Consider the following 15,288-nt stretch of genomic DNA (forward strand, 5'->3'; position numbering starts at 1 on the left):
CCCGTGTAGTGCCGCTTGAGCCCCTCGAAGGCCCGCACCTGGGCGTCGGTGAACCGTAGCGTGCCGGTGGCCTCGTCGTAGCGGTTGGCGCGGAGCATCTCGGTGACCGCGGCCTTCGGGTCCGCCGTGCCGGCGGCGCGCAGGTCCTCCTCGATGAGGATGGCCGAGCGGCGCAGGTAGTCGGCGGTGTAGTCCGGCCCGAGGTAGCCGCCGTGGCCGACGATGGAGCCGTACTGCTGCAGTCCCCGGCGCAGGAAGATCTGCTGGCCCGAGGTGATGTCCGCATCCGTGAAGACGGTCCGCCCCCGCTCGTCGACGACCCGCCCGGGCAGCGGCATCGCGTCCGTGTAGGTGCGCAGCGCCAGCAGCCCCATCACGAAGAACCCGAAGACCATCACCAGGGCGACCCCCTGGACCCAGCCCTTGGCGACCATCGGCTCCGAGCGCCGGACCGGCCCCGTCCCCGGTGCGTCCGCGCGCACCATCGCAGCACCCCCTCGTTCCCTCACGGCCCGCCGCGTGCGGCGGCTCGGGCGAGGGGGCTGGGAGCATGTCACCGGCAGGCGGTGATATCGACCATAAGTGGCGATCCGGGAAAGTGAAGCCGCCACGCCGGGCCGTTGCCGTCCTGTGGAGAGGGTGGCCCCGGAGGGGATGACCTGGGAGAACCCGTGGCGCGGAGGCTTCCGGAGGGGTGACTGCGGTGCCGGCCTGCCGGGCGGTGCCGGCCCTACGGGGAGGAGAGGTGAGGTCACCGGACCGGTGGGTGCTGAGGTGTAAGCAGCCGAGTCGGAGTATCGGTCGTACGAGAGGGCGATATGGCGTTCTTCGCGGTCGCGTCCCGGATGCGGTGTAAATAGATCACGAGCGTAGGTTCCGTACTGAACCGCCAAGTTCCGTACGAAGGAGTCCCACGCCCATGACTCGTCGAGTATCCCCCATCCAGGCCATCCGCGCCGAAATCGACGCCCTGTTCACCGCCGACCGTGACCTCGTCGAGGTCCTCGAAGACATCGCCCGCCTGGGCGCCCGCCTGATGATCCAGACCGCCGTGGAAGCCGAGGTCGACGCCTTCCTCGGCCGCGCCCGCTACCAGCGCACCGCAGCGGCCGGCGAGGAGAGGATGGTGCGGCCCGGCCACCGCAACGGTCACTGCCCCACCACCATCGAGACCACCAGCGGGCCGATCACCATCGCCCGCCCCAAGCTGCGCGGCACCACCGAAGCGTTCGCCTCCCGCCTGTTCGGCACCGGCGTCACCCGCACCCACGCCCTGGAAACGCTGGTCATCGCCTCCTTCGTGCGCGGATTGTCGGTCCGCGACGTCGAAGCGACCCTGGCCGACGCCCTCGGCCCGGAGGCGGCGCTGTCGAAGTCGACGGTCTCGGCCATCTGCCAGGCCATCGTCACCGAGTACGACGCCTGGTGCCGGCGCGACCTGACCGGCATCGAGCTGGACTACCTGTTCCTCGACGCCTCGCACTTCACGATGCACGACGGCGCCCGCGCCGAACCGGTGCTGGCCGCCTGGGGCATCACCACCGCCGGCAAGCCCGTCTTCGTCGGCCTGGCCGCCGCTGGATCCGAATCGACCGACGCCTGGGGCGACTTCCTGGCCGATCTCGTCGGCCGCGGCCTGCGCCCGCCGCTGCTGGTCGTCTCCGACGGCGCCCCGGGCCTGATCAGCGCGGTCGAGCAGGTCTTCCCGGCCTCGCTGCGCCAGCGCTGCCTGGTCCACCGCCTGCGCAACATCGCCGCCAAGGTCTCGGCCGCCGACCAGGCCGCGGTCAAGGCCGCCTACTGGAGCATCTTCGACCTGACCGGCCTCGACGAGGCGGCCGTCGCGCCCGGCCAGCACCTGGTCGAGCTCATCCAGGCCCGCATCGACGCCTTCGCCGAGACGTGGGGCCGCTCCTACCCGGCGGCGGTCAAGAGCCTGCTGACCGACCGCCACAGCCTGACGACCTACCTGCGCTTCCCGGTCGAGCACCACAAGCGCGTGCGCCACTCCAACTTCATCGAGCGGACCTTCGGCGAAACCCGCCGCCGCGTGAAGGTGATCGGTCGCTTTCCCGGCGAGACCTCGTGCGTGTCGCTGGTGTGGGCGGTGCTGGACCGGGCTTCCCGGGGCTGGCGCGGCTTCACCATGACCCCGGCCGGGCTGCGCGTCCTGCAGGACCTGCGGCGCGCTCTGCTGCACCCGCCGGCCCAGCTCCACCCCGCTTCGCAGACCGTCGTGACGGCGGCTACCGAGGCCGCTTAAGATCAACCTGCGGCACCTATCTCGTAGAGCCTTTTACACCGCTCCGAGGACGCGACCCACCGCGTCGCACCCGCTCCCAGACAGAGCCGAACGTCCCGGATCGCTTTCCTGCCTGGTCGACCCGAGCGGGTCCCCGGTGACGGTCGCCTTCAGGCTCACCACGCGCCCAGAATCTTGAACCAGGCGGCTCCGGCGGCCATCCACACCGCGACATTGGCGACGGCGACCACGGCGCCCAGACGCCACCACTCGGCCAGGGTCACATATCCGCCGCCGAACAGCACCGGCGCCGGACCTGAGGCGTAGTGGGTCAGCCCGCCGTACAGGGAACCGATGAACCCCAGCACCAGCGCGGACATCACCGGCGGCGCCCCGGTGGCGACGGCCGCGGTCAAGAACGCCCCATACATGGCGGCCACGTGGGCGGTGTTGCTGGCGAAGGCGTAGTGGGAGACGAAGTAGACCACGGTGAGCAGGACGAAGGCCGCCTCCCAGCGCATGCCGCCGGTGGCTCCGGTGATGGTCTGGCTGAACCAGCCGATCACTCCCAGCTTCTGCAGCTGGCCCGCCATCATGACCAGCACCGCGAACCACGTCAGCGTGGTCCAGGCCGACCGCTCCCGCTCCAGGTCTCCCCAGGTCAGCACGCCGGTGACCAGCAGCACGGTCACTCCGACGAACGCGCTGACAGTGGCCGGCAGGCCCCACAGCTGGCTGCCGAGCGACCACAGCAGGAGCAGCAGCACGAACACGCCCGCCATGATCTTCTCCTCGCGGGACATCGGCCCCGCTTCGGCGAGCCGGGCCCGGGCCTGAGCGGGCGCATCGGGCGTGTCGCGCAGTTGCGGCGGGTAGATCCGATACAGCAGCGCCGGTATCACGGCCAGGGCCAGCAGGCCGGGCACGCTCGCGGCCACCGCCCAATCCAGCCAGCTGATCTCGATGCCCAACTCGCCGGCGAACTTCTGCGCCAGCGGGTTGGCCGCCATCGCGGTGGCGAACATGGCGCTGGTGATGGTGTTGACGCTGATCGCGGTGATCGTCAGATACGCTCCCAGCCTCCGGCGGGTTCCGTCATGCGGCCGCGAACCTGCCTGCTCACTGAGCGAGGCGATGATCGGGTACACCACTCCGCCGGAACGGGCGGTGTTGCTCGGCGTGGCGGGCGCGAGCACCAAGTCGGTCAGCGCCACCCCGTAGGCCAGCCCGAGGCTGCGCCTGCCGAGCACGGCCACGAACAGCAGTGCGATGCGCCGCCCCAGGCCGGTCTTGGTGAACGCGACGGAGATGAAGAACGCGGCCACGATCAGCCAGATCGTCGGCTCGGCGAAGCCGCTCAGCGCGACCGCCGGCTCCAGGATCCCGGTGACCATTATGACGGTGAGCCCGGTCAGGGCGACCGCTCCCAGCGGCATCGGCTGCAGGATCAGGCCCAGCACGGTGGCCACGAAGACGGCCAGCACGGCCCAGCCGCCGGGCTTTACGCCCTCGGGCTGCGGCAGCAGGTAGAGGGCCAGCCCCGCCAGGACGGGCACCGCCCAGCGCATCGCCGTCCACCACCGGCCGGAGCCGTCCCGCGCCGCGCGCGCCGGCCCCGCCCCGCTCGAAGATCCCGTCATGGCGCCTCCTTCCCGGGCCGTCCTTCCCCGAGGAGAAGGACCCTCACCCGAGATCTCTCACCGGCATGCCAGGTCCGCACCCACCAGCCCAGACCGACGAGAGGGACGGGCCTTCCGGCCCACCGGCGGTGACCGGGCCAACGACTGCCCGGCGGCCGATCGCAGCCTCGGAAGTACCGGGTCAGGCCGGGCCGGCCCTTGAGGGGTCGTCGACCGATTCGAGCAGTTGGGCGCTGTTGCTCAACACCGCGGGTTGCGGCTCGACCCGCCCAGCCGTCGGCAGGCGCTGCCGACTTACGGCGTCCACCAGGGGCAGCTCCGGGCGTCCGCCACCATTAGGGCGAGCGTATGCTCCCGCATCTTTAGAACTTCATGGTGGTGTTCGTCGCGCTGGGCGGTTCACCTTCCGCAACGAGGAGGCTGTCGACCGGCTCACCCTCTTCAGTGGTGGGCGCCCAGACAGTCAGCAAGCAGTACGACGAGCGTTACGGCGTCACCGACGACGAGTAGGCCTTCCCTCCTCGGTCCTTGGCCGCGACCGCTCTTGAGCCTCGGGAAATCTCGGGCAAGCATCGAGCGAGTGCGAGCAATTCCCAGCAAGACCGATCACAGGAGGCCGGATGCGGCTAGCGTTCATCGGCAAGACGGGCGGCTCGAACGAAGGAAGTTGCCCGGCGCTCTACAAGACCGACCGCGGCACGTACGTCGTGCAGGGCAAGCGAATCACCGACCCGCAGGCCCTGGCGGACGTGCGAGACCTGGCCGACGACGAGCTCGTAGTCGAGGTTCCCGCGGACGTTCTCGCGCTCTACCGGGAGGCACAGTGACCCGGCTCCTGACCGGCGAGGAGTTCCTGGAGCTGTTCACCAGCTTCCGGCACACCGCCTACCGGCTGGAGCTGCGCGACCGCTACAACGTGCCCGCCGAGACCGACCGGCTCGCCGCGTACGCCGCCGGTGACTGGGACGAGTTGGAGCGGTTGAACACCATCCAGCGCAAGCCGTGGATGGACCTGATGCGCGCCGCGACGGCGGTCGGCAAGCGTGTCGAGCGGGTCCGCGTCGTCACCGAACCACTCTCCCCCTACATGGAGTTCACGCTGCACCTGACGGCCGGGAACATCGCCGCCGGCGAGGACATCCGGTTCCTGCCGCGCGACCAGGCGGCCGGGCTTGACCTGCCCACGGTGGACGCGTGGCTGTTCGACTCCTGGTTCATCGTCGTCGGCCGGTTCAATGACGATGACGAGCTGGAGGCATGGGAGTACGTCGACCACCCGGCCGCCGTGGTGGAGCACTGCGCGGGCCGGGACGCCGCCTGGCACCACGCCATCCGCTACAACGAGTACGCCAGGAAGTGGCAGGGTGCCGAACGTACGTCAGGCGCGTGAAGCCCTCGGCCACAGGCTGCGCGAACTCCGGCAGGCCACCCGCCTGAACGGCAAGGAGTTCGCGCAGTCTTTGGGCTGGGGCGCCACAAAGGTCTCCAAGATCGAGAACGGCCGGCAGACCCCGAGTGAGGACGACATCCGCGCGTGGGCGGAAGCGACCGGCCACGCCCGCCAGGTGCCGTCCCTGCTCGCGCAGTTGAAGAGTCTCGAGCTGGCGTACGCGGAGTGGCGGGCCAAGCTGAAGGCCGGGACGCAGGCGCAGCAGCTCACTGTCTCCGAGCGGGAGGCGGGCGCGGCCGTGCTGCGGGTGTTCGAGCCGTCCACGATCCCGGGGCTGTTGCAGACGCCGGAGTACGCGCGCAGCATCCTCACCCAGGTGATCGCGATCCACCGTGTCCCTGACGACCTGGACGCGGGTGTGCAGGCCCGCATGGACCGGCAGCAGATCCTCTACCAGCCGGGCCGCCGCTTTCACTTCGTCCTCTCCGAGTCGGCGCTGCGGAATCTGCTGTGTCCGCCCGAGGTGCTGATGGGGCAGCTCGACCGGCTGGCCACGGTCGGCACGCTGCCCAGCGTGGCTCTCGGCGTCATCCCGGCAACCGCGCGCTTGCCGAAGGCGCCGGTGCACGGGTTCGTCGTCTACGACGAGGAGCTGGTGACCGTCGAGACGTTCTCGGCGGAGCTGTCGCTGATCCAGCCGGAGGAGATCGCCCTGTACGGGCGGATCTTCCAGATGATGCAGGACACCGCGGTGTATGGGCGGGAGGCTCGCGCGGTCATGGCCCGGGTGCTGGACGACCTCGCGGCGGAGTTCTTCCCGGGCGGTCCGCCCGTCGCGTAGCAGATCATGAAGCAATCTCAAGCAATCTTCTTGAGTTGCTTCGAGCGACGTCTCTACCGTCAGGGCATGCGCTCATCTGCCACCCCCACGGGCGCCCTCCCCGACGAGGGAGGCCCCTCATGACCAGCCACGACACACCCTCATATCCGCTTGCTCCCGGCGGTGCTTCCCACCGCGGAGAGCAAGCGTCCGGGCACGGGCCGACCTTCGGGGGTGGCAATCCCGGCCAGCCCGTACCCGCGCCACGCTGGGCGGACGGCTCCCCGATCCGTTACCGAGACGACGGCTCCCCGATCCGGTACTGGCCCGGCGGAGACGAGGTCTCTCCGGAGACCGAGGCCGCTCTCGACCGGATCGCCGCCCACGCCCGCACCGCCACCGCCCGCACCGCCCGACACAGGGCCGCCCCGTGACGCGCCGCCAGTTCCTGTCCCGTCTCCTTCCCGGCCAGGCTCGCCGGGCACGGCGGGGCGGTATCCGTCTGGCCCGCCACTGGCAGTTGACGGCCGCCGACATGCACACCGTCGCCGACCTGATCGGCGTCCCTGCGGCCGCCCGGCCGGACTGGGATGCGCTCCTGCGACCGGCATGAGACTCGGCCCCGCCCGCATTCCACACCCAAGCCCCGGGCGGGGCCACGCCCTTCAGGAGGAGTCAGGTGAAGCCACAGCAGCCGATCACCTTCGCCGACGTCGACGCGATCCTGGCCCGCCGGGGCGGGCCGACCGTCGACGAGCTGCTCGACAGGCTCCTCCAGCACACAGACAGCCCTGCCGGGCGCCGGGACGTTCCGGCAGGGCCGCAAGAAGGTGACCGCCCCGCCTGCGCTGCGCGGAGCGCGGCCCGGTCACCCACCCGGGGGTGCCCGTCCTGACCGGAGGGCAAGGACGGGCGCCCCCACGCACCTCACGGCACGGAACCACCATCACCGACCGGAAAGGGCACCACCATGACCACGGCCGACTGGGAGAACCTGATCGCGTCCGCCCCCGCCGCCGGCGTCCGCGCCGTCCAGTTCATCGGCGGGGAGCCGACCACCCGCCCCGACTTCGTCCGCCTGCTCGACTCCGCCCTCGGCAACGGCCTGCGCGTGGAGGTCTTCTCCAACCTGTACCGGGTCACGCCCAAGTTGTGGGAGGCCTTCGCCCAGCCCGGCGTCGGCCTCGCCACGTCGTACTACAGCGACGCCGCAGGCGAACACGACGAGCTGACCGGCCGGGCCGGGAGCCACACCCGCACCCGCGCCGCCATCGCTACCGCCCTGAAGCGCGGGATTCCGATCCGGGTGGGGATCATCGACCTCGGCGACGGGCAGCGCGTCGAGCAGGCCCGCACCGAACTGGAGGCCCTGGGCGTGCAGCGCATCCGCGTGGACCGGGTGCGCGGCGTCGGCCGCGGCACGGCCCCCGCCCGCATGGCGCCGAACGTCGGCGAGCTGTGCGGCAGGTGCGGCGACGGCCGTGCCGCGGTCTCATGGGACGGCGACGTCCGCATGTGCGTCCTGTCGCGGTTCCTGACGCCGGCCGGGAACGTCCGCGAGACGCCGCTGGTCGAGATCTTCGCGGGGGAGGCATAGCGGAACCTGCTCGCCCAGGTACCGCGCCGTACGGGGACGGGCTGCAACCCCGACAGCGACGGCAACGACTGCTCCCCGGCCGAGACGATCTCACCGCCGCAGGGCGTGCTCGCCCGGGACGGCGCGTGCAACCCCGACAGCGACGGCAACGACTGCTCGCCCGCCGAGACGATCTCACCGCCGCGGCTGGAGGCCCCGGCGTGGACGGGCGCGTGCAACCCCGACTCGGACGGCAACGACTGCTCCCCGGCGGAAACCATCTCCCCGCCGGTACTGCTGCCGGCCACCACCAGCCACCGGGCGACGCTGGCGGCCCAGGCCGCGGGGGCAGACTCCTAGCCATGGACTGGACCCCGCGCGCCTACGACCTCGCCGACCGCGTCACCCGCCCCGACTCGCCGTGGCGGGCGCCCATCGCCGCGACCCCCCGACATGCGTTCGTGCCCCGCTGGTGGCGGTACACCGCCGATGGGTGGGCGCTGCAGGACGGCCCCGCCGACGAAGAGGCGTGGGCGGCCGCGGCCTACAGCGACCGGACCCTCGTCACCCAGGTCGGGAGCCTGCACGCCGACCACGCCACCCCGGCCGACCGGCCGACCGGCCGCCCGACGTCGTCCTCGACGCTGCCGGGCCTGGTCGTGCAGATGCTCGAGTACGCCGCCATCACCGATGGCGACACCGTGCTCGACGTCGGCACCGGCTCCGGGTACGGCACCGCGGTGCTGTGCTCCCGCCTCGGCTCCGGCCGGGTCACGTCCATCGACATCGACACCTACCTCACCAAGGCCGCCGGCGAGCGCCTGACCGAGGCCGGTCACCAGCCGTACCTGGTGACCGGCGACGCGACCGGCCCGCTCCCGGGAGTCGTGGACCGGATCGTCGCCATGGTGTCCGTCCGGCCCGTCCCGGCCTCGTGGCTGGAGGCGCTGCCGACCGGCGGGCGCCTGGCGACGACGCTCACGAACACGTCCATGATCCTGACCGCCACGAAGACCGACGACGGCGGCGCAGTCGGCCGCATCGAACGCGACTGGGCGATGTTCATGACCACCCGCACGGGCGCGGACTACCCGGCGCGGGACCAGGCCGCGCTGGAGCGGGCACGCACTGCGGACGGCGAGGTCGTCACCCCGGCCCGGTACCCGGTGCTCGACCTCCTCGAGACATGGGAAGTCCGATCCATGCTCGAGATGATGGCGCCGGACATCGAGCACCACCACGAGGTCGACGGCGACACCCGCACCGCGATCATGCTGCACGCGGACGGATCCTGGGCGCGGGCCGTCCAGGTCGCCGGCGGGCAGCCGATCGTCCACCAGGGTGGCCCGCGCCGTCTGTGGGACCTGCTGGACGAGGTCCGCGCCTACTGGCTCCAGCACGGGCAACTCCCGCTGCACGGCGCGCTGGCCCGCGTCTCACCGGACGGGACGATCCGTCTGCGGCGCGGCCAGTGGAGCGCCAGCATCACCTGACCTTGCCGAGGGGGATGGAAGGCCCGGGGAGACCGCGGCTCCGGGACGCGGCCCCGGGCCTTCCTCATGCGCCGGGGCGGACGAGGGACAGAACGGCGGACCCGGCCATGACGCCCTCGACCTCGTGGCCGCACCGGTAGCGCGCCCAGTTCGGCGCGTTGACCGACATCCGTACCTCCACGAGCTCACCCGACAGGCACACCGGGCAGCTCGGCGGCCGCCACGGCCCGCCCGGTCTGGCTGCGTTCTTGGCGTGGGCGGCGCCCAGCCACGCCGGGAACACGTCCGTCGCGGCCACCGTGGCAGCCGGCAGGGGCGGTACGTCGCGTTCGGCGATGACGACCCGGCCGCCGTGTTCACCTGCCGGCCTGTACCCGTAACCCCTACCGTCGAGGAAATGGAGACCGCCATCACTACGACCGTCGACCCCACTGAGCTGCGCGAAGCCATGGTGGCCAAGTTCACCGCCTCCGGGCGCCTGCGCACCCCCGCCATCATCGACGCGTTCCGCACCGTCGAACGCCACTGGTTCATCCCCAAGGCCGGCGTCGAGGCCGCGTACGTCGACGACGCCGTGCCCGTGAAGCACGACGAGACCGGAGAGATGATCTCGTGCATCTCCGCGCCGTCCATCGTCGCCACCCAGTTGGAGCAGCTGGGCGCCCAGCCCGGCGACAAGGTCCTGGAAGCCGGGGCCGCCACCGGCTACAACGCGGCCCTGCTCGGGCGGCTCGTCGCGCTGGGCGGTCACGTGTGGACCGTGGACGTCGATGAGGACCTGGTCGACAGCGCGCGGAAGAACGTGGCGGAGGCGGGCGTCTCGAACGTGACCGTCGCGCTGGCCGACGGCGCAGCCGGGCTGCCTGAGCATGGGCCGTTTGACCGGATCCAGTTCACCGTCGGCACGGGAGATGTCCCGGTCACGGTGCTGGACCAGATCGCCCCCGACGGCCGGGTGGTCATCCCGATGCGGATCCGCGGCAGCGTCTCCCGCTCGTTCGCGTTCGAGCGTGACGGCGAGGTCTGGAAGACGGTCTCCTGCGAGATGGCGACGTTCGTGCCGCTGCGCAAGGGCATCTGCGACGACATCCGCACCCTCGTCCCGATGGCGGGAGAAGGCAACGTGAGGCTGGAGACCTTCAGCGAGCAGCTCGTCGACCGGGAGGCGATCCGGACCGTCCTGGACCAACCATCCCGCAAGGTCTACACGGGGGTGAAGTTCCGGCAGGGCTCCCCGTGGGAGTGGCTGTACCTGTGGCTGGCGTGCGTCCTGCCGAACGGCCTGTCACGGCTGCCCGGCCAGCGGCCCGGGTTCACCCCGCACTTCGGATGGGGGTCCATGGCCGCGCTCGACGGCGACTCCCTGGCCTACCTGATGGTCCGCGAGGGTGAGGACGGCGACGGCCGGTTCTGGGAGGTCGGCGTCATCGGGCACGGCTCACGCGCCACCGTGCTCGCCGAGCAGGTCGCGGCCGCGATCAGCGAATGGGACCGCGACCACGGCAACCAGGCTCCGGCCCCCACCTTCCGCATGGCCACCGGCAGCGCCCGCGACCTGCTGACGGCCACCGACCTGCGGTTCATCATCGACAAGCCGTACAGCCGACTCGTCATCGACTGGCCGTAGAAGGAGGGCAGCGCGATGAACCCAGCGATAGCCTGCCGCATCCCCCTGGTCCGTCGGCCCAAACCGCCCGGAATGCCCCTGGACAAACGCATCGCCGAGCTCACCGCGCTGGTCGAGTCGGAAGGCGCGGGCCACCACGAGCGGGTGGCCCGCGCCTGCGGCGTCCTGAACTTCGCCGCGCTCATCGCTTCCGACACCGGGATGCCCAGCCTCGCCGCGGACCTGTGCTGGAGGCAGCACCGAGTCTTCGCCTAGCCGGGGAAGCGTCGCTGACCTGCACGACGAGCGTGTCCATGCCCGGGGTGGCCTGCAGCAGCTCGACGGCGACCGTGCTGCCACCGGCGATCACCTGTACCGGGTTCGCCGACGGCGCCACGGCCAGGCCCCGCCGCTCGGCGAGCTCGGCCACCACGGCATCGCGGTCGTCGCGGCTGCGGTCATAGACGACGATCTCCGCGCCCAGCTGGCGTGCGGTTTCCACCTCCTTATCAAGGTCGCCGGGGACATTCAGGAAGCCGCGGCTGCTTCACGCTCAGTAGCGGAAGCCCTCGACCAGCTGGTGCAGCCGGTCCGACAGCTCGGCCAGGTTGGCCGCCGCCTGCCGGCTCTCCGTGACGCCCTCGGCCGTCACCCGCGTCGCGTCGGCCAGCACCGCGATGCCGGCAGCGATATCCGTGCTGCCCTGGGCGGCCTCGGCCACGCTGCGGGTCATCTCGCCAGTGGTCGCCGTCTGCTCCTCCACCGCGGAGGTGATGGTCAGCTGGTAGTCGTTGATCTTGCCGATGATGTCGCTGATCTCGGCGATCGCCGCCACCGCGCTCTCGGTGTCGGCCTGGATGGCCTGCACCCGCTTGGAGATGTCTTCGGTCGCCTTGGCCGTCTCCTGCGCCAGGTCCTTGACCTCCCCGGCCACGACCGCGAAGCCCTTGCCCGCATCTCCGGCCCGCGCGGCCTCGATGGTGGCGTTGAGCGCCAGCAGGTTCGTCTGCTCGGCGATCGAGGTGATCGTCCTGACGACGTCGCCGATCTCCGCGCTGGAGGCGCCGAGCTTGGCGACGGTCTCGTTGGTCGCTTCGGCGACCGCCACCGCCTGGGAGGCGACCCTGGCCCCTTCGCCGGCGTTGCGCGCGATCTCGGCGATGGAGGCGCCCATCTCCTCGCTGCCGGCCGCGACGGTCTGCACGTTGTGCGAGACCTGGTTCGCGGCCGCGGCTGCGTTCCCCGCCTGCGCCGATGCCTCGTCGGCGGAGGCGGCGATGCGGTCGCTGACCACCGCCAGCTCACCGGAACTGGCGGCTAGGGTGTCGGCACTGGTGGCCAGTGACTCCATCGTCTGCCGGAGGGCGCCGTTGGCCTGGTTGACCGCCGCGGCCATCTGGCCGGCCTCATCGCGGGAGGTCACCTCGACCCGCCCGGTCAGGTCGCCGTTCGCTGCCGCGCCCAGGGCCCGGGAGACCGCCGCCAACGGCCGTACGATCATCCGCGCCACCGCGACGGCCAGCCCGAGACCGAGCACCAGCGCCACGAGGAACAGCGCGATGACCGTGAACCGGGAGCTCTCGTAGCCGTCGGTGGCCTCGGCGGCCATCGCCTCGGCCCGCTCCGCCTCGTGGGCGGCCAGGTCTTCGATGCTGGCGTTGAGGCCGATGAGGGCCTCGTTGAGCTGCTTCACCAACTCGCCGGGTGAGGTGGACACAGCCATCCCGGCCGGGAGGGGGTCCTCGAAGACCAGGGCGTCACGCACGGCCTGGTACTTCCGCCAGACCTCCTCGAAGGAGGCGGTCTTCTCCTGCCATTCCTGCGTGTGCAGGGCACCGGCCTTGTACGTGTCGAACGCGGCGGTCGTGGCCTTGGTGTAGTCCCGCATCTCCTGTGCGGCCTCGGCCCTGCCGGCGGGATCGGGGATGCTCTCATAGGCGACGTTGGCTTCGAACATGTCGCCCATCCGGCCGCGCATGTCACCGAGGTGGCGCAGGCTGGTGTTGCTCTGCTTCATCGCCTGCAGGTCGCCGTTGAGCCCGCTCATCTCGCTGACCGCCACGGTGCCGCTTACGGCGCTCAAGACGGCGACGATGCCCACGGCGGCGATGATCTTGGTGTTGATGCGGCGGTCGGCGAACCATCCCAGCAGGCGGTTGCGGCGCACGGTCACCACGGGCCGTGCGATATCGGCGGGAGAGGCGGTCACGATCAGATCCTTTCCAGAGCGACCGGTGGCTGCGAGGGCAGCGGGTAAGGGCTGCATCCGTCCATCGGCACTCAGGGCCGGTACATGAGCCAGTAAACGGCTCACTCCGCGGCATGGGATCGGTCCCTGAGGATCGGACCGGATCCAGGCACCTACGCACTCGAGCAAGGAGGAACGTGGACAAGATGCTTAAGACGACTGCTGCAGTGACCACATCGTCCATCGCCGTTTTGATGCTCACCGGGTGTTCCGAGCGCGGGAGCTCCGCATCTGCCGGGAAATCCGCGTCGCCGTCGGCTTCCCGGTCCGTCACCGCGCCGCCCGCACCGGTTCCCGGTGAGGGCGACCTCACCCTTGAGCTGCCGTCTGACCGGTCGGTGATCGTACCTGAGATGAGGGGCGGCGGATCGTCGGACGCGCCGGCCTTCACGCCGGTCAGCGACGTGTACACGATCTACTTCGTGTGCTCCGGAGGGGGAAAGGTCTCCATCAAGGCCATCCCCGGCGGCAAGAAGAACACGGCACGATGCGACGGCACCCAGACCTACGGGATCATCATCCATGAGGGTGGATCACAGCGCGTTAAGATCCGGGCCCAGGGCAAAGCCGAATGGAGACTCGCCATTCTCGACGGAACGCCGCCCTGGGCGGAGATCGGATAGCGTCCTTCCTCTCGCAAGGGTGCCCGTGGTCGGGTACCGGACCTGGCCCTCCGCCCTCTGACGCCTCCGCTACGGCGGGGACGTTGCCGTTCCCGCTCCTGTTCTCCCGCCGAGGGTTCTCCCACGCCGGTCGCGCCGTTCACCGGCGGAGTCCCTCTACGTCCGCAAGTGTCCCGAAACCGTCCCGCACCGGTGATCCCGCCGCTACCGTGAAGCCCGTCGCCGGACCCACCGCTGCCGCGTCAGCGGCGTACCAGCCCTCGCCACCGACCCTGATCGATCGCCCGCGCACCGATCGACCGGGACGCGACCCGCTCTCCTCAGGACGTGGGGCCGGTGAGCAGGCGGTCCTGTGGTGGGCCGCCAGAGACGAGATCCACCGCCTCCGGCTCCGCCGCGGGATCATCGGGTCGGACGCCGAACGGCCCGGCCTGTCCCGGCGCGGACGCTCCCAACCAGGCGGCGCCCTTGGCCCGGTACAGCGTGCGGATCATCAATCTCCTCCCCTGATCGGCCGCCCCGCGTCCGGCGGCAAGGCGGCCGATGACTTCCTCTGCGCGGAAGCCTCCGTCATGGCGTGAGATGTCGCCTGCCACGACGGACTCCGAGGTCCGTGCCGGTGGGAACCGCCGTCCTCGCCGATCCGCCGACGGCCGTGACGAAGGTCCCGTCAAGCGGCCCGCCGATCCGCCGATACACCGGATGTGAACATGAAACGAACCGTCATCGCAGCCGCGGTGTCCGCGCTGCTGCTGTCCGGGTGTGCGGCCCAGGGCGGCGAGACGACCGCCACCGCCCCGGGCGCCGCGCCGTCGGCGGCCTCGTCCGCCCCGTCCACCGTGCCGCCGGTGCCCGCCGGAGCCGAGGCGCTGCTGGCCGCCTACGGCCTGGACGGCAGGAGCACCGTGGAGATCATCGACCATCTCGACCGGCTGGGCGGCATCCGGCGTCCGGCCGATCTGAGGGCGTCGGTCCGCCCCGACGAGCTGGTGCTCTCCGGCCGGGGGCAGGAGTTCAGCCTCCCCATCCCCGACGACCGCTTCTACCTGTCGGTGGCCCCGTACACCGACCGCACCCACGAGTGCTTCCACCACTCGCTGACCACCTGCACAGGCGAGCTGGCCGCCCGGGACGTGCAGGTGACGATCACCGACGAGGCCACCGGCGAGGCGCTGGTCGATGAGACGCGCACCACCTTCGCCAACGGGTTCACCGGTTTTTGGCTGCCTCGCGGCATCGACGCCACCTTGACGGTCACCTACGGCGGCAAGACGGGCGAGACGAAGATCTACACCGGCCAGGACGCGCCGACCTGCCTGACTACCCTCCAGCTCGCCTGAACCCCCTGTGCGGGGTAGACGCGTGGGGAGCGGCGCTGTCCGACGAGATGCCTGGGGAATGCGTTGGCGGGCACAGTGCAACAACGACCGTTTCGCCCCCTGACGACCGGGTCCCGGTGGGTAGTGGGGCCGGGGATCGTCGCCGACGTCCTCAGACCCGCCGGGCCATACCCTCTCGGGCCGCGAGTAGGAAGGCGGCCACGGCGGCGGCGATGACGCCGGTGATGACCGGATCGTAGTGCGCCGGCCTGTGAAGGCCCGGCGCTCCCGGGCTCCAGGCCGATCTCAGGAACGAAGGCCGGTGGTGGCG

General features: G+C 71.1%; 19 protein-coding genes and 1 pseudogene. 14 read left to right on the plus strand and 6 right to left on the minus strand.

The features are described 5' to 3' along the window. The coding region (locus tag ACFOWE_RS00065; RefSeq protein WP_377284635.1) for a hypothetical protein at positions 1-485 on the minus strand (485 nt) is incomplete at its 3' end. Between the two features lie 434 nt (positions 486-919). Here ACFOWE_RS00065 and ACFOWE_RS00070 point away from each other — a divergent pair. Beyond that, positions 920-2,263, plus strand: a complete 1,344-nt coding sequence (locus ACFOWE_RS00070) for an IS256 family transposase (protein WP_377284636.1) — start codon at positions 920-922, stop codon at positions 2,261-2,263. A 155-nt stretch (positions 2,264-2,418) separates the two neighbouring features. On the opposite strand, the gene ACFOWE_RS00075 is transcribed toward ACFOWE_RS00070, so the two are convergent. Continuing rightward, complete coding sequence (locus ACFOWE_RS00075) at positions 2,419-3,882, minus strand: DASS family sodium-coupled anion symporter (protein WP_377284637.1); 1,464 nt, start codon at positions 3,880-3,882, stop codon at positions 2,419-2,421. Between the two features lie 372 nt (positions 3,883-4,254). On the opposite strand from ACFOWE_RS00075, the gene ACFOWE_RS00080 reads away from it, so the two are divergent. The 9 genes and pseudogenes from ACFOWE_RS00080 (at position 4,255) to ACFOWE_RS00120 (ending at position 9,161) form a co-directional block, all read left to right on the plus strand. Continuing rightward, entirely contained in the window at positions 4,255-4,392 is a 138-nt protein-coding gene (locus tag ACFOWE_RS00080; RefSeq protein ID WP_377284638.1) for a hypothetical protein, read from the plus strand. 110 nt (positions 4,393-4,502) lie between these two features. Further along, on the plus strand, positions 4,503-4,709 hold the full coding sequence (locus ACFOWE_RS00085; protein WP_377284639.1) for a hypothetical protein: 207 nt from the start codon (positions 4,503-4,505) through the stop codon (positions 4,707-4,709). Beyond that, on the plus strand, positions 4,706-5,272 hold the full coding sequence (locus ACFOWE_RS00090) for a DUF6879 family protein (RefSeq protein ID WP_377284640.1): 567 nt from the start codon (positions 4,706-4,708) through the stop codon (positions 5,270-5,272). The genes ACFOWE_RS00085 and ACFOWE_RS00090 overlap by 4 nt, the downstream gene beginning before the upstream one ends. Beyond that, on the plus strand, positions 5,247-6,113 hold the full coding sequence (locus tag ACFOWE_RS00095; protein ID WP_377284641.1) for a helix-turn-helix domain-containing protein: 867 nt from the start codon (positions 5,247-5,249) through the stop codon (positions 6,111-6,113). The genes ACFOWE_RS00090 and ACFOWE_RS00095 overlap by 26 nt, the downstream gene beginning before the upstream one ends. Before the next feature lie 658 nt (positions 6,114-6,771). Further along, entirely contained in the window at positions 6,772-6,987 is a 216-nt protein-coding gene (locus ACFOWE_RS00100; protein ID WP_377284642.1) for a hypothetical protein, read from the plus strand. 66 nt (positions 6,988-7,053) lie between these two features. Next, a pseudogene (locus tag ACFOWE_RS00105) lies at positions 7,054-7,428 on the plus strand (radical SAM protein); the annotation flags it as partial. Between the two features lie 99 nt (positions 7,429-7,527). Further along, positions 7,528-7,689: an SPASM domain-containing protein gene (locus ACFOWE_RS00110; RefSeq protein WP_377284652.1), complete on the plus strand. Its 162-nt coding sequence runs from the start codon at positions 7,528-7,530 to the stop codon at positions 7,687-7,689. A 105-nt stretch (positions 7,690-7,794) separates the two neighbouring features. Beyond that, complete coding sequence (locus ACFOWE_RS00115; protein ID WP_377284643.1) at positions 7,795-8,028, plus strand: hypothetical protein; 234 nt, start codon at positions 7,795-7,797, stop codon at positions 8,026-8,028. Between the two features lie 2 nt (positions 8,029-8,030). Then, entirely contained in the window at positions 8,031-9,161 is a 1,131-nt protein-coding gene (locus ACFOWE_RS00120) for a methyltransferase domain-containing protein (RefSeq protein ID WP_377284644.1), read from the plus strand. 64 nt (positions 9,162-9,225) lie between these two features. Here ACFOWE_RS00120 and ACFOWE_RS00125 read toward each other — a convergent pair whose 3' ends face one another. Then, a complete protein-coding gene (locus ACFOWE_RS00125) occupies positions 9,226-9,459 on the minus strand; it encodes a hypothetical protein (protein WP_377284645.1) in 234 nt (77 codons plus the stop codon). A 99-nt stretch (positions 9,460-9,558) separates the two neighbouring features. Here ACFOWE_RS00125 and fxlM point away from each other — a divergent pair, with 99 nt between their 5' ends. Next, complete coding sequence (gene fxlM, locus ACFOWE_RS00130) at positions 9,559-10,788, plus strand: methyltransferase, FxLD system (RefSeq protein ID WP_377284646.1); 1,230 nt, start codon at positions 9,559-9,561, stop codon at positions 10,786-10,788. A 15-nt stretch (positions 10,789-10,803) separates the two neighbouring features. Next, positions 10,804-11,043 (plus strand): hypothetical protein, encoded by a 240-nt coding sequence (locus tag ACFOWE_RS00135; RefSeq protein WP_377284653.1) that lies wholly within the window; start codon positions 10,804-10,806, stop codon positions 11,041-11,043. Here the strand turns inward: ACFOWE_RS00135 and ACFOWE_RS00140 are convergent. Together ACFOWE_RS00140 and ACFOWE_RS00145 are read right to left on the minus strand one after the other, a co-directional pair. Then, complete coding sequence (locus ACFOWE_RS00140) at positions 10,970-11,269, minus strand: pyridoxal-phosphate dependent enzyme (protein ID WP_377284647.1); 300 nt, start codon at positions 11,267-11,269, stop codon at positions 10,970-10,972. The genes ACFOWE_RS00135 and ACFOWE_RS00140 overlap by 74 nt on opposite strands. Before the next feature lie 51 nt (positions 11,270-11,320). Continuing rightward, positions 11,321-12,976: a methyl-accepting chemotaxis protein gene (locus tag ACFOWE_RS00145; RefSeq protein ID WP_377284648.1), complete on the minus strand. Its 1,656-nt coding sequence runs from the start codon at positions 12,974-12,976 to the stop codon at positions 11,321-11,323. A 176-nt stretch (positions 12,977-13,152) separates the two neighbouring features. Between ACFOWE_RS00145 and ACFOWE_RS00150 the strand changes: the two genes are divergently transcribed. Next, on the plus strand, positions 13,153-13,638 hold the full coding sequence (locus ACFOWE_RS00150; protein WP_377284649.1) for a hypothetical protein: 486 nt from the start codon (positions 13,153-13,155) through the stop codon (positions 13,636-13,638). Between the two features lie 320 nt (positions 13,639-13,958). Here ACFOWE_RS00150 and ACFOWE_RS00155 read toward each other — a convergent pair whose 3' ends face one another. Then, positions 13,959-14,234, minus strand: coding sequence for a hypothetical protein (locus ACFOWE_RS00155; protein WP_377284650.1), 276 nt, complete (start codon positions 14,232-14,234; stop codon positions 13,959-13,961). 114 nt (positions 14,235-14,348) lie between these two features. Between ACFOWE_RS00155 and ACFOWE_RS00160 the strand changes: the two genes are divergently transcribed. Then, on the plus strand, positions 14,349-14,978 hold the full coding sequence (locus ACFOWE_RS00160; protein WP_377284651.1) for a CueP family metal-binding protein: 630 nt from the start codon (positions 14,349-14,351) through the stop codon (positions 14,976-14,978). Positions 14,979-15,288 lie beyond the last annotated feature (310 nt).

The sequence above is a fragment of the Planomonospora corallina genome, from assembly GCF_042650625.1.
In the GTDB taxonomy this organism is placed as follows: Bacteria; Actinomycetota; Actinomycetes; order Streptosporangiales; family Streptosporangiaceae; genus Planomonospora_B; species Planomonospora_B corallina.

Coding starts and splice junctions, on each gene's coding strand:
- ACFOWE_RS00080 (WP_377284638.1), top strand. CDS start 4,255: ATGGTGGTGTTCGTCGCGCTGGGCGGTTCACCTTCCGCAACGAGGAGG.
- ACFOWE_RS00120 (WP_377284644.1), top strand. CDS start 8,031: ATGGACTGGACCCCGCGCGCCTACGACCTCGCCGACCGCGTCACCCGC.
- ACFOWE_RS00070 (WP_377284636.1), top strand. CDS start 920: ATGACTCGTCGAGTATCCCCCATCCAGGCCATCCGCGCCGAAATCGAC.
- ACFOWE_RS00085 (WP_377284639.1), top strand. CDS start 4,503: ATGCGGCTAGCGTTCATCGGCAAGACGGGCGGCTCGAACGAAGGAAGT.
- ACFOWE_RS00075 (WP_377284637.1), bottom strand. CDS start 3,882: ATGACGGGATCTTCGAGCGGGGCGGGGCCGGCGCGCGCGGCGCGGGAC.
- ACFOWE_RS00160 (WP_377284651.1), top strand. CDS start 14,349: ATGAAACGAACCGTCATCGCAGCCGCGGTGTCCGCGCTGCTGCTGTCC.
- fxlM (WP_377284646.1), top strand. CDS start 9,559: ATGGAGACCGCCATCACTACGACCGTCGACCCCACTGAGCTGCGCGAA.
- ACFOWE_RS00110 (WP_377284652.1), top strand. CDS start 7,528: ATGGCGCCGAACGTCGGCGAGCTGTGCGGCAGGTGCGGCGACGGCCGT.
- ACFOWE_RS00135 (WP_377284653.1), top strand. CDS start 10,804: ATGAACCCAGCGATAGCCTGCCGCATCCCCCTGGTCCGTCGGCCCAAA.